The following is a 12,502-nucleotide window of genomic DNA, read 5'->3' as shown; positions in this document are numbered from 1 at the left end:
TTATCTATGGACGCCCGTCATCTTAGTTTCCGGCTATTACAGGTTTTCCGCCAGGTTGCCGAAAGTGGCAATATTACCGCCGCTTCCCGTTTACTGCACCTGACGCAACCCACGGTATCATTACAACTTAAAAAACTGAGTGAAATCATTGGCGAGCCACTGTTTGATTATCAGCAACAACGCTTACAACTGACCGCCAGTGGTGAACTGCTGTATCAGGCGGTGCTGGATATTGATGAACGGCTATCAGAATTTAATCAGCAGCTACATCAACAGCGCCGTGGCGATGCCGGCACCATTTCGCTGGCGGTAGTCAATACCGCCCAATATCTGCTGCCACAACTGCTGGCCGACTTTAGCCGTGACTATCCGAGGGTGGTGATCAACCTGCAGATCGGCAACCGGGCCCATATTTTAAACCGCTTCGCCCAGCAACAGGATCACCTGTATTTATTTAGTCACCCACCCGGCGGGGAGAATGTTAAAGCCAAGGCCGTAGTCGCCAACCCGCTGTATCTGGTGGCCCCGCCCGGGCACTGGGCCAGCCGGCAAAGCGGCTTAAGTTTTGGGATGCTGCAGGAGGAACGCTTTATTCTGCGCGAACCCGGCTCTGCCACCCGTATGACCTTTGATAGCTGGCTCAGTAGCCAGGCCACTGAAATCAAATATAGTATGCAAATGGAGTCAAATGAAGCGATCCGGCTTAGTGTGATGGCAGGTCTGGGCGTAGCCTTGTTATCTGCCCATACCTTGCAGGGACAGCAACATCTGCTGTCTGTACTGGGGGTAAGCGGTTTTCCGCTGCTAAGTCACTGGTATCTGGTACGACACAGTAATAAACGCTTGCCGCAGGCCGCCGTCAAACTCGGCAGCTTTATTGAGCAGCAGTTGGCGCTGTGGCTGGATCCACTGCAGGCGGAAAGAAACGCTCGCCCTGGGTCGCAAAATCCTGCAACCACTGGCTAAAATCTTTGGCGGGTAGCGGCTTGGCGAAGTAATACCCCTGCACCTGCTGACAGCCGGCATCCAATACCCGGCTTAAACCGGCATGATTCTCCAGCCCCTCTGCCGTAACGGTCAGCCCCAGCCCTCCCGCCAGCTGCGCGGTCGCCTGCACAATCAACGCATCCTGTTGGTTGTGTTCGATATCTTTGATAAAGGCGCGATCGATTTTCACTTCATGTACCGGCAAATTCTTCAGATAAGCCAGTGATGACTGCCCGGTCCCAAAATCATCAATCGCCAGCTTGATCCCGGCCTGCTTTAATACTTTCAGATTAGCGATAGCCCGGCTGGCATCCTGCATCACCGCACTTTCGGTCACTTCCAGTGTTAAGGCACTCACTGGCACAGCGGCTTCAGCCAGTGCGGCCAAAATACGCGCCGGCAAAGCATCATCCAGCAGATCGGCCGCCGATAAATTTACTGCCACTGCCACTTGCGGGTGCAGCTGTTGCCAGCTGGCGAGTTGCCGGATCACCTGCTGTAACATCCAGTTCGAGATCAGGCTAATATTGCCGGTTCGCTCGGCCAGGGTAATAAACTCCATGGGTGAGACAAAACCCAGTGTAGGGTGTTGCCAGCGGATCAACGCCTCTGCCGCCCGACAGCGGCGGGCAACGATATCGACCTTCGGCTGGAATACCACAGAAAACTGACCACTGTCTAACGCCTGTGGCAGATCGCGGATCAAGGTCAGCTCCCTCTGATGGCTTTCATCCTGCCCGGTGCGATACCAGGCTTGCGGCAGATTGTCCGCTTTGGCGTTAGCCAGGGCAATTTCCAGCCGCCGCAATATCGCATTGACATCCTGCGCCAGCGCCGTGGTGGCATAGACACCGGCCACCAACTGTAGATTAATCGCCGAACCGGCCAAATCGAAGGGTTGCGCCAGATTAACCAGCAAGCTATTGATCTGCTCCTCTTCCAGCGCGGAGGGGATCACCAGTAAAAACTCATCAGCCCCCAGCCGGGCACAAAAACTGATTGTGGTTTCATTGTTAAGCCGCAGCGCCAGCTGTTGCAATAACAAATCGCCACTGTGATAGCCCAGACTATCGTTTACGTAACGAAACTTTGCGATATTTAATAGCAATAAAGTCGACGCCTGTTGCTGCAGCCTGGCTGCCAGGTGCTTCTCGACCGCCAGCCGGTTTGCTAACCCGGTTAACGGGTCGCGCTCCACCTGCTCCAGTAGTTGCCGCTCCCGCTGCTGAATTGCCGCACGCATCTGGGTAAGGGTATTTGCCAGCAAGCCCACTTCAGCTAGGGCTACCGCCGGCGGCTGTACTTCCTGACCACGCCCGATCGCCTTGGCGTAGCGCACCAGTTTATCCAATGGCCGGGTGACACTACGGGTATATACAAAGGCCACCACCAGCGCCAGCGCCAGGCCCAGACTAAAGATCTGTAGCAGCTGATTACGCAGTGCCTGATAATTTGCCAGCCACTGCGCATTTGGCAAGTGCAATACGCCCCATAACTGCTGGGTTTCACTAAGCGCAAATAGCTGACTGATATGCTGGGGTAACAACTCCGGCAATACGCGTTCATCAAGCATGATATGTTGCAGCTGCTCGGCCAGCTGCTGTTTGGCCGCTGCCGAAAGCGTGGAACTTAGCACCAAACGTTCGCCGCTGAGCCTGATAAAACTCACCTGCAGCCCGGTTAAATCGGCGATTTGGCTGGCCAGTTGCTGATCGACACTAAAGCCCATACCAACCCAGGCAATAATATGCGGCGCCCGTACCGGCACCAGTACTAACTGATAGGCACGCTCTCCCACGCTAAGCACGCTGGCCTGTGAGCCTTGCTGAGCACGGGCTTGTTCAAATAAACCGGGTAATACGGCGTTATCCTGCACCGCAGCGGTACTGGCCAGCATCCGGCCATCCGGGGTAAATAAAAACGCCAGATCGGCGTTAATCCGGGCGCCATGATTGTCTAAAACACTGCTGATGGTTTCCGCTTCGGCGGTGGCCACGGCCTGACGAAAGCCAAAGTCGGCCGCTAACAGGCGGACGCTGTCAGTTAACTGATCACTGCGCACTTGCAGCGTCTGACCAGCGGCGTTACTGGCAACCATGAGCAGCTGTCGTGCTTGCTGCTCACTGTCGTTACGCATAGTATTTAGGGTGGCATAACCGGTAAATACAGCCAGCAACAGCAATAAACCGACCAGCAATAAGGTTAACTGACTACGTAACGACCTTAACATCGAGCCCCCGGGCCTGCGATTTGCGTTTAGCGTTTAAACCGATGAACCAAATCGGCCAGATTATCCGACACTTTTTTCAGCTGGCTCAGCGTATGGGCCGCTTCCGTCGCCGCCTGAGTGCTATGTCCCGCCAACGTGGAAATGCTGACAACCTGACGGTTGATATCGTCTGCCACATGGGCCTGCTGCTCTACCGCAGCTGCCATCTGGGTTGACATATGGGCAATTTCATTCACTGCGCCATTGATACCACTTAACATCTCACCACTTTCCAGCACTTTTTGTAAACCATTTTCGGCATCCTGGGCCCCTAACTGCGCGACATGTACCGCGTTATTCGCCCGCGCCGTCAACTCCGCGACGATAGCATAAATTTCTTTGGTCGATTGCTGAGTACGCTGCGCCAGATTACGCACCTCCTCTGCCACCACCGCAAAGCCCCGCCCCTGTTCGCCGGCGCGAGCCGCTTCTATCGCTGCATTTAACGCCAGTAAATTGGTTTGATCGGCAATCTGCTCGATAAACTGTGCCGCCTTGGCAATCTTATCGGTTTGATCGGACACCTCAGTCACCGACTGGCCGATACTGCTGACCGTATCGCGTAATTTCTCAATCGAATAGCGGGTGGTACCGGCAATTTCATTGCCCCGTGCCGCTAATTTGTTGGCTTTATCGGCCTGGGCTGCAGTATCAGTAACATGGTGCGCCACTTCGGCGATAGTCGTCGTCATTTGATTCATCGCCGTGGCCACCTGCATGGTTTCGGCCTGCTGGCGATCAATCTCCTGGTTGGCTTCCTGCGTCAGTTGTAAGCCGCGCAGTGAGTCCTTAGCTACGCTACTGGCCGCATTTTCAATCCGGGTTAGCATGGCACGCAAATGCGAGCGTTCGCTAAGCACATTCACTTTTAACTTGCCTACCGCATTACGATCATCGGTATAACTTAGCACCGCCAAGCGATCACCAAAGGCACCGGGTAATAAGGCATCCAGCTCACTAAAGAGTTTGGCCTGCTGCCATTTTTGTAACAGCGCCCAGGTCAGTGTCGCAGCAGCAAGCACCCACGCCAGCGCCATTAAACCGCCTTGCCACAGCGCTAAGCTAGCGACCAGCAGCGTCAATAAACCGAGCCCCGCCTCCACCGACCAGCGCTTTGCAGCAGCTTTGCCCTGATTGATGTGTTGATACAGTTGTTCAGCGCGGGTGACATCCTGCTCTTTCGGCGCACAACGCACCGACTCATAACCCACGATCTGGCCTTTTTCGAAAATCGGCATCACATAGGCATCCACCCAGTAATAATCACCGTTTTTACAGCGGTTCTTCACCAGGCCCATCCAGTTTTTACCCTGCTTCAGGTAACGCCACATGGTTTCATAGGCTGCCGCAGGCATATCCGGATGCCGTACCAGATTATGCGGCTGTCCCAGCAGCTCCTCTTTGCTGTAGCCACTTACCGCGACAAAAGCCTCATTACAGTCAACAATAATACCGCGGGTATCGGTAACCGAGATTAACCGCTCCTCAGGGCCAAAAGTACGGCGTTGATTAGTAACAGGCAGGTTTTTACGCATGGTGTAAGCTCTTTAAATAATTAGAAAAACACATCAAACATTGTAGCGCAATTTACCACCTTGGAGGTAGAAAAGCGTGTAGCAGCGCTTTTTATCCGATTAAGTGAGCTGCGGCTTACCATGCTGAGGACTCCCGCCTGACTGTACCTGCAGGCCGGCTATCGGTTATGATGCGGCTATCTGATGTTGCTAGTAAGCTGCTGAAATTCCGGACAGGAACCGCCATGAGCCAAGCGCCAAGCTTTTATTTCTATGACTTTGAGACCTGGGGCGCCGATCCGAAAAAAGATCGCCCAGCCCAATTTGCCGGTATCCGTACCGACCATGAACTGAATATTATTGGCGAGCCCGAGATGTGGTATTGCCAGCTCGCCAACGACTACCTGCCCCATCCGGCAGCCGCCCTGATCACCGGTTTAACCCCGCAGCTCTGTAATAAAAAAGGCTTAGTTGAAACCGAGTTTATGCAGCGGATCCTAAACGCCTTTAGTACCCCCAATACCTGCGTGCTGGGGTATAACAGCCTGCGCTTTGACGATGAGGTCACCCGCTACGGCCTGTATCGTAACTTTTATGATGTGTACGGCCGGGAATGGCAGCAGGGCAACAGCCGCTGGGATCTGATTGATTTGGTGCGCGCCTGCTACGCGCTGCGCCCTGAGGGTATTAACTGGCCACTGCGTGATGATGGCAGCCCCAGTTTCAAGCTGGAGCTGCTAACCAAAGCCAATAATTTAGAACACAGCGCCGCCCACGATGCGCTGTCTGATGTGTACGCCACCATCGCCATTGCCAAACTGATTAAACAGCAACAACCTAAACTGTTTCACTATCTGTTTGAACTGCGTAAAAAGCAAAAAGTCGCCGAGCTGATTGACGTTGCAGGCTTAACACCCTTGGTGCATATTTCTTCAAAGTTCCCGGCGACTCAGGGCTGTGCCAGCTGGATAGTGCCGCTGGCCTACCACCCAAGCAATAAGAACGCGGTTATCTGCTATAACCTGCAGCTCGACCCCAGAGCGCTGCTGGATGATGATTTGGCTACACTGCAACAAAAACTCTACCGTAAGAGCAGTGAACTGGCCGAAGGCGAACAGCGACTGGGGTTAAAACTGATCCATCTGAATAAATGCCCGGTGCTGGCCAATGCGAAAACCCTGAGTGCCGAACGCGCAACCGAGCTTGGCATTGACCGCAACCAATGCCTGCACCATCTGGAATGGCTGCGCCAAAATCGCCAGTTACAACAAAAAGTGGTCGAGCTGTATCAACAAGCCGGCGACTACGGCGCTGAAACCAACCCCGATTATCAGCTGTACAACGGCTTTATCAGCGACGCCGATAAACAAAAAATGCAACAGCTGCACCAGCTGGATCCGGCCAGCCTAACCGCCGATAGCCTGATCTTTAGCGAAGAGCGGCTAAACCGCTTATATTTTTTATACCGGGCACGTAATTACCCGCTCAGTCTTACCGATAGCGAGCTGCAAAAATGGCAACGTTACCGCACTGACAAGCTGATGCACGGCCTGGATAATCCCAACCTGACTCTGGAACAGTTTAGCCTGGCACTGGAAAATCTGGCGCATGAGCACAGCGCCGATGAGCAGAAAATGGCGATTTTAAAAGCCTTGTATCGCTACGCAGAAGCACTGTAACAAATCCCATCTGATTGTCGGGTGGTCGCAAAAGCGGCTTTTTTGTGCGCCATAGTGCCTGTTGCTTCGTATACTAAGGTGAGAACAAAGCAAAGGAGACGAGGTAAAGATGCGTACCACCCTTACTAAAGTCAGCCAGTTAAGTTTAATCGCTGCCGCACTCTGGGCTGCAAGCGCCGCAGCCCACCACGGCTGGAACTGGACCGAACAGCAGCAAACCGAGATGAGCGGGGAAATTACCGAAATCTATATTGGCCCGCCGCATCCGCGTTTAATGATCAACACCCCGGATGGTGCCTGGCAGGTCGACCTGGGTAATCCACGGCAAACCCGGGATGCCGGTTTTGTCGAAGGCGAAGCCGCAGTCGGTGATACCGTGCTGGTGCGTGGCCATCGCTCGGCAAAAACGGATGAGCGGATTATCAAAGCAGTTCGCGCCACCATTAATGGGAAGGTGTATACCTTTTATCCGCAGCTGCTGCGCGAAGACTAAGCCTTGCTGGCAAACAGCCTGACCAGCCTGTCCGAACTGGCGCTCATTAACCTTATCCGCCAGTCGACACTGGCGTATCCGGCGCTGAGCGCGCTGCATATTCTGGGCATCGCCCTGCTGCTTGGTAATATTCTGCTGTTGGATCTGCGGCTACTCGGAGTGCTACGTCAAAGCGCGTTATCAGACTTATTCAAGCTGTTTAGCCGGCTGGCGGGCATCGGTTTGCTGCTGGCTATCGGTAGTGGCGTGCTGTTATTTAGCGTGCAACCCCTGCAATATCTGAGTAATCAGGCTTTTTTGCTGAAAATGCTGTTACTGGCCCTGGCACTGCTTAACCTACTAATAGTGCACCTGAGCCGGGCCTGGCAGCAGGCCTGCAGTGGCGGGCCAGTCAGTAACAGTCTTAAGCTCACCGCCGCCAGTTCGCTACTGCTCTGGCTAACCATACTTTTCGCCGGGCGCTGGATTGCTTTTGTTTGAACAGCAAGCACTTAAAATCCTAGCCTATAACACATCACGATACTTTTCATTTGCCTGATATGCTTCCACTTCCAGGGGGGCGTTGTCATAGCCATAGGTCGCCAGATCGCTAAAATGCTGTATGATAACTTGCTGCAAACTGGAACGTTCAATTTGCAAAACATGCACCAGCTCATGGGCCAGACGTGGCGTAGTAAGCGGGTAGTCTTCGCGGACATAAATGGAGTAGCCAAATACCTGAGCATTATTGACGATACCCTCGCCGATAAAGCCCACGGCTTCACCCACTGTTTTTAACAGCAGGTTATCGTACGGAAAAGGGACTTGATCAACAAAGACCAGCCTCACCTGTTGCGGGTTCTTGATACCAATTTCCCGGGCGAGTGCCAACTGTATGTCATCCAACGGCTGGCCAGTTTGCAGGCCTAGCAGTTCAGTCTCAGTGGCCCATTCAATATACTGCGGCAGTATCAGTGCCGAAATCAGCTTTTGATGGAAAAATACGATACCACTCCCCATGGCGAGCACAAAACCCAACACCAATGTCCATTTTTTTACTGCGCTACCTTGCATATCCGCTCCTGAAAAGAGGCAACCTTTACTATTTTGGGGTAATCACAATGACGCGCCCTGCGACGGGAGAATAATTCGCTGTGCAGGGCCAAAGCAATCAGTGTTATGGCCAACTGCCAGTATGACAAGACTGTGATAACACTTTCAATTTAAAACTGCGTAGTCCTTCGCAAAATAACTCCGATTCCGCCCGGCTTCCTTAGCTTGGTACAGCGCCTGATCTGCCAGAGTCAGCAATTCAGCAAGCTGCTCGGTATCGTGCTGTAATCCCACAACACCCGCGCTAAAATGCAATGGATAATCCGGCGCCAGCTTCAATCGTTCGGCAGCCGCGGCACTGCGCAACCGCTCCAGGATGGTATTCGCCTCGTCACGATCAACGCCCTGTAATACCAGCAAAAATTCCTCGCCTCCCCAACGGCCGAATATATCCCCCGGACGTAGAATTTTACTCGCCACATAAGCGAAACGTTTCAGCGCCTCATCGCCGGCATCATGACCATAACGATCGTTGCAGGTTTTAAAGCGATCCAAATCCAGTAGTGCAATAAAGAGCGGCTGTTGCCGGGCTTTCGCATGCACAAAGGCCTCCTGTGCCCGTGCCTCTGTGTAGCGGCGGTTTGCCAAGCCGGTTAAGGGATCAGTAAAGGCCATCCGCCGGTAAAAACGCCGGTGTCGCAGCAGCATCATCACGATAACGCTAAGCAGCAGCGTCACTATAACACCACTGACCACGAGCAAGCGGTGGCGGCGATCCTTTTCTGCTGCTTCCAGAGTTTTGCGCTCCAGACTTTGTGCCAGCTGTTCTACACGAAACCGCGCCTGTACCAGTCTGTTATTACGTGCCCAACTGTTATCGCCAAACTCCAACAGTTCGCTTAAGGCGACATTAAGATCTGACACCGCAGCTTCGTAATGATCCAAAGCGGCATAAGTTTGCCCTCTGATAAAGTAATACCGATAGCCATGATAACCGACGTCCCATTCTGGCCAGTCCTTTGCTAACGATTCAAGTATCACCATGGCTTGCCCCGGCTCTTTATTCGCCAGCAGCGCCGCCGCATAATTCACGTTAGTGCTGTACTCGGTGATATGCCGAATACCCTTTAGTTTAGGCAAGCTGGCGCGGCAGCTTAGCAGAGCCTCTGCCACCCGTCCCTGCTGCTCCAGCACACCACAAAGCCCGGCTTCGGCATAGGCCACACCAAAAGGATTATCGGCCCGTTGTGCCGCTTCGGCAGAGCGGCGAAAGAGCTGTTCGGCGTTTTTCAGCGATTGGCTATCCCGTTGCTTCCACCAGGAAAACGCACTCATATATAACTCATTGGCAACCATATCGTGCATTTGCTGAGCCTCGAAGTAACGCAGCGCCTCTTCGCTCAGCGCCCGACCGTAGTCACCATCTGTTCTCAGGGCAATCTGCCCCAGCACTGATGCTGCTTCGGCACGCATCCAGGCCAGCGACTCATTATCAGCGCTCCGGTAAGCATTTGAAGCCAATTCAAAGGTTTCGCCATTAAGTGCTTCGATGTCGGCCATAACAGAGGCAAGACGAATTTTCAGACAAAGCGAGGTCGGTTGATTGACAGGCAATAAGGCAAGCTGCGGTAGCAGCCGATCGAGGGTTTCGTCAACTGAGGCGCGCAAGCCGCCACCGTAAAGATGAGCAATCTGTAGATGCAATAATGCCGGATGATCGGCCGGCAGTGCCTGCGCCGCCTCTAAAGCAAGTGGTAGCTCGGTTTTTTCCTGACCAAGCATGCGTTTAGCTTGAGCGCGCGCAGCTCCCAGCCAGGCGCGCCGCTCAATCGTCAGATCTGTCTGGCCCAATACTTGCTCAATCGCAGCTAAAGCCTGATAAGGTTGACGGCCGATTTAATAGCGCCTACTTCTCTTGCTGACCAGGACTTTTTCCTGTTTTAAAAAAATAAAAAGTCCCCACAGCACCCAGCGAACTAACAACACCACATAAAATAAGTACTACATCACTATTTCTTATACCAACAAAAATAGCGACCAATCCAATAATTAGAAAAAACAGATTTCCAAACATGTCGCAAACCTCCCTAGAAAACATAACGCTTAAAGCAGCGGAAAACAAAAGTGTAGCAGAGCGGAGCTTTTGGTTTTCCGCTGCCTTTACTTGTTAGCTTTTTGATACCGGTACCGAATAAGTAGCAACAACGTGCGCCACCGGTTCAGCAAGACCTTCCGAATATAAAAATACCTCTCCGACCACAAGGCTCTTTCCTATCTTTAATAATGAGCAACGCCCGATAATATCCCGATCGGAAGACGGCTTACGCAGGAAATTAATGTTGAGACTGGTCGTTACAGCAAGCGGCACCAAACCTATTTCACCCAGGATAGCTACGTAGAGTGCCACATCGGCAACTGCCATCAATACGGGACCGGAGACCGTACCGCCAGGACGGAGTTCTTCAAAACCGATACGATGCCTAACCGTAGCGCCACGCGAACCGATCTCCTCGACCGTACACTTTGTTTGAGGAAACTCCGTTTTTAAGAACTCTGTAATTTCTTCTTTGGAAACCATGTTTGGACTCCGGCGAAAGCTAACGCCAAGCACAACGGCAGTTTGTAAGGCGCGCGTTGTGGAATACTTTTGCGAAGCAAAACCACATAAGCGCGACTTACAAACTGTCCAGCCACGCAGTGGCGTGTTGCTGCGCCTTGTTATGGCAGCGATGGTTTGAGCTTTTAGAAACTGCGTTTCTGCGAAAAGCTAACCGAAGCTACCGATTAAAAATACAACTGCGATTATTCACCGCAAACTAACTTAGTGGCAACCCGTAATGCGAAGTGCGTTTTGTGCTGAATTTCTATTAGCACCGGAACGACACAGCGCCCTTTGAAAATCACGATAAAGCTTAAAAGTATTTGCTTGGCAGAGAATTTCTACGATGCACGTTCAAAAACAATTCGCACGCTATAACGCCCGCAGCACGCGCGGCTTTGTAATGGAGGCGCAGCCGCAATGAAAAAGCCGTCGCTGTGTCTGCGATTGTTAGAAGCCATTAGCCACCAACCTTGTTATACGCCATTGCTATAAATTCTTTAACCGGCTCAAAATCCGCTTCCGAAGACACAGTAAACTCAACATCACCAGTACCGTAATGACCTATTGATGTTACATCTCTATAGTTTTTGGTGCCCTCTGGAACGTCGGACGGCTTGAGCTTTAAGAACAATTTGATGTTCTTACCTTTGACTTCCATACACGCGATGTTCTGGGAGATTTTGTAAGCAACGTAGAATTTTTTCGGCACTTCTTCAATAGATTCATCTAGGCCGAGGATGAACTCACGGATCGATGCTGTTAGCTCGCGAATATCTTCGCTTTTGCCGTCAAGTCTTTCATCAAATGTATAGGTCGCTGTGGCGCGAGTAAGAGCTGCCTTCTTGCCCGCCTCGACCATGACAGGGTTTTTGTATCCGTTCTCTGCTGGCATGGTTGCGACAGAGGAAGCCGCCGACTTTGTAGAGTGAAAAACCTCCTCAAGATATATTGAATCGTTGGAGAACAAGCGGTATTTCCACAGCTCTATATTTGCACCCATCACTTGCACAGCGTGCAAGTCATATTTTTTATAGTTGGGAGCTATACAGATTACTCTGACATCTGACCAATCAACTTTGACGCCACTTCCAAGTCGCTTTTGAACCGCAATCTCGAAATCGCCTTTGTGGTCTTGAATCCAGTGCAGATAGAAAAGACTTTGGTTGATAAGTTCAGATGACTCGACTTTCTTGTATTCGATGATGACAGGGTTATCTTCCTCAGACAAAGCCAAGCTATCAATTCGACCAGCGTGCTGAGCACCCGTTGAAAATTCGCTGGCAACAAACCTACAATTGAAAACGGTTTCGAGATTTTTCTCAATCAGCGTCTGTAAGTCCTTTTCCAGGGCGAAGTTCTTCTGCTCTACGGCAGATAGTCTATCCCCTGAAATATCAAAAATCGGCACTTGATGATTACTCCGTAGTTTCTTTGGCTTCTAACGCACGCCTAAACGGCGAGCAACTTGTTGCGAGTCCAGCGGCCGTAGGCCGCGTTGTTTAAGGCGTTTGTTATAGCGCGAATTTACCAATAAACCCTATAACAACTATCAACATACCAATAAAAAAAATCTTTTGTGAGATTTTATCCATTTGGGTTTGCTTTCTTAATTTGTTTGAAAAGACAAACTCAGGAATTAATGCGAAAGATAAAAGCACCAATGCAGCACCGAAACTTGAAACATTGCCGAAAGACACTGCTCTATGCTCAGAAACACTTAGCGCTATACCTATAAAAACTATTGCAGCAAACAAAAATAATACACTAGAAAAAATTTTATGCTTCAGTTTGGTGCCAAACATGAATATCCCTTGAAAAGCTATAACGCATAGCACACGGGCGACAAGCCGCGCAGCGGGTTGGCGTCCCAGCGACCGAAGGGAGCGAGTGCTGCGTATTGTTATCAGGGCTCCCGCATGAGTGTTT

General features: G+C 51.6%; 12 protein-coding genes. 4 read left to right on the top strand and 8 right to left on the bottom strand.

What is annotated here, in order from left to right:
- Positions 1–6 precede the first annotated feature (6 nt).
- Positions 7–966 (top strand): LysR family transcriptional regulator, encoded by a 960-nt coding sequence (locus tag A9165_RS04520; RefSeq protein WP_065955062.1) that lies wholly within the window; start codon positions 7–9, stop codon positions 964–966.
- Here the strand turns inward: A9165_RS04520 and A9165_RS04515 are convergent.
- Both A9165_RS04515 and A9165_RS04510 read right to left on the bottom strand, forming a co-directional pair.
- The gene (locus A9165_RS04515) at positions 875–3,217 is read right to left on the bottom strand and encodes a bifunctional diguanylate cyclase/phosphodiesterase (protein ID WP_065955061.1); all 2,343 of its coding nucleotides are present in this window, start codon (positions 3,215–3,217) and stop codon (positions 875–877) included. The two genes, A9165_RS04520 and A9165_RS04515, sit on opposite strands and share 92 nt — an antisense overlap.
- A 26-nt stretch (positions 3,218–3,243) precedes the next feature.
- A complete protein-coding gene (locus A9165_RS04510; protein WP_008608348.1) occupies positions 3,244–4,791 on the bottom strand; it encodes a PAS domain-containing methyl-accepting chemotaxis protein in 1,548 nt (515 codons plus the stop codon).
- A 224-nt stretch (positions 4,792–5,015) separates the two neighbouring features.
- On the opposite strand from A9165_RS04510, the gene sbcB reads away from it, so the two are divergent.
- The 3 genes from sbcB to A9165_RS04495 all read left to right on the top strand — a co-directional run bounded on the left by sbcB (position 5,016) and on the right by A9165_RS04495 (position 7,422).
- Entirely contained in the window at positions 5,016–6,449 is a 1,434-nt protein-coding gene (sbcB, locus tag A9165_RS04505; protein ID WP_065955060.1) for an exodeoxyribonuclease I, read from the top strand.
- A gap of 109 nt (positions 6,450–6,558) precedes the next feature.
- On the top strand, positions 6,559–6,942 hold the full coding sequence (locus tag A9165_RS04500) for a hypothetical protein (RefSeq protein WP_008608346.1): 384 nt from the start codon (positions 6,559–6,561) through the stop codon (positions 6,940–6,942).
- A gap of 3 nt (positions 6,943–6,945) precedes the next feature.
- Positions 6,946–7,422, top strand: coding sequence for a DUF6644 family protein (locus tag A9165_RS04495; RefSeq protein WP_065955059.1), 477 nt, complete (start codon positions 6,946–6,948; stop codon positions 7,420–7,422).
- A gap of 24 nt (positions 7,423–7,446) precedes the next feature.
- On the opposite strand, the gene A9165_RS04490 is transcribed toward A9165_RS04495, so the two are convergent.
- The 6 genes from A9165_RS04490 to A9165_RS04470 all read right to left on the bottom strand — a co-directional run.
- On the bottom strand, positions 7,447–7,995 hold the full coding sequence (locus A9165_RS04490) for a hypothetical protein (protein WP_065955058.1): 549 nt from the start codon (positions 7,993–7,995) through the stop codon (positions 7,447–7,449).
- 144 nt (positions 7,996–8,139) lie between these two features.
- Complete coding sequence (locus A9165_RS04485) at positions 8,140–9,825, bottom strand: diguanylate cyclase (protein WP_255365643.1); 1,686 nt, start codon at positions 9,823–9,825, stop codon at positions 8,140–8,142.
- A 55-nt stretch (positions 9,826–9,880) separates the two neighbouring features.
- Complete coding sequence (locus tag A9165_RS16875) at positions 9,881–10,048, bottom strand: hypothetical protein (protein WP_176714593.1); 168 nt, start codon at positions 10,046–10,048, stop codon at positions 9,881–9,883.
- 93 nt (positions 10,049–10,141) lie between these two features.
- Entirely contained in the window at positions 10,142–10,552 is a 411-nt protein-coding gene (locus A9165_RS04480; protein WP_008983330.1) for a PaaI family thioesterase, read from the bottom strand.
- 481 nt (positions 10,553–11,033) lie between these two features.
- Positions 11,034–11,984, bottom strand: coding sequence for a DUF5655 domain-containing protein (locus A9165_RS04475; protein ID WP_008608330.1), 951 nt, complete (start codon positions 11,982–11,984; stop codon positions 11,034–11,036).
- A gap of 103 nt (positions 11,985–12,087) precedes the next feature.
- Positions 12,088–12,502 (bottom strand): hypothetical protein (locus tag A9165_RS04470; protein WP_255365640.1); only part of this gene is annotated, 415 nt, incomplete at its 5' end.

Source organism: Alishewanella sp. HH-ZS (assembly GCF_001704375.1).
Taxonomy (GTDB): Bacteria; Pseudomonadota; Gammaproteobacteria; order Enterobacterales; family Alteromonadaceae; genus Alishewanella; species Alishewanella aestuarii.
Note: the sequence above shows the minus strand (reverse complement) of the source record. Positions and strands in the feature narration are given on the sequence as shown.

What these genes read in the sequence shown, in the direction of transcription:
- A9165_RS04515 (WP_065955061.1), bottom strand. Translation starts at nt 3,217, where the DNA reads ATGTTAAGGTCGTTACGTAGTCAGTTAACCTTATTGCTGGTCGGTTTA.
- A9165_RS04480 (WP_008983330.1), bottom strand. Translation starts at nt 10,552, where the DNA reads ATGGTTTCCAAAGAAGAAATTACAGAGTTCTTAAAAACGGAGTTTCCT.
- A9165_RS16875 (WP_176714593.1), bottom strand. Translation starts at nt 10,048, where the DNA reads ATGTTTGGAAATCTGTTTTTTCTAATTATTGGATTGGTCGCTATTTTT.
- sbcB (WP_065955060.1), top strand. Translation starts at nt 5,016, where the DNA reads ATGAGCCAAGCGCCAAGCTTTTATTTCTATGACTTTGAGACCTGGGGC.
- A9165_RS04510 (WP_008608348.1), bottom strand. Translation starts at nt 4,791, where the DNA reads ATGCGTAAAAACCTGCCTGTTACTAATCAACGCCGTACTTTTGGCCCT.
- A9165_RS04490 (WP_065955058.1), bottom strand. Translation starts at nt 7,995, where the DNA reads ATGCAAGGTAGCGCAGTAAAAAAATGGACATTGGTGTTGGGTTTTGTG.
- A9165_RS04520 (WP_065955062.1), top strand. Translation starts at nt 7, where the DNA reads ATGGACGCCCGTCATCTTAGTTTCCGGCTATTACAGGTTTTCCGCCAG.
- A9165_RS04500 (WP_008608346.1), top strand. Translation starts at nt 6,559, where the DNA reads ATGCGTACCACCCTTACTAAAGTCAGCCAGTTAAGTTTAATCGCTGCC.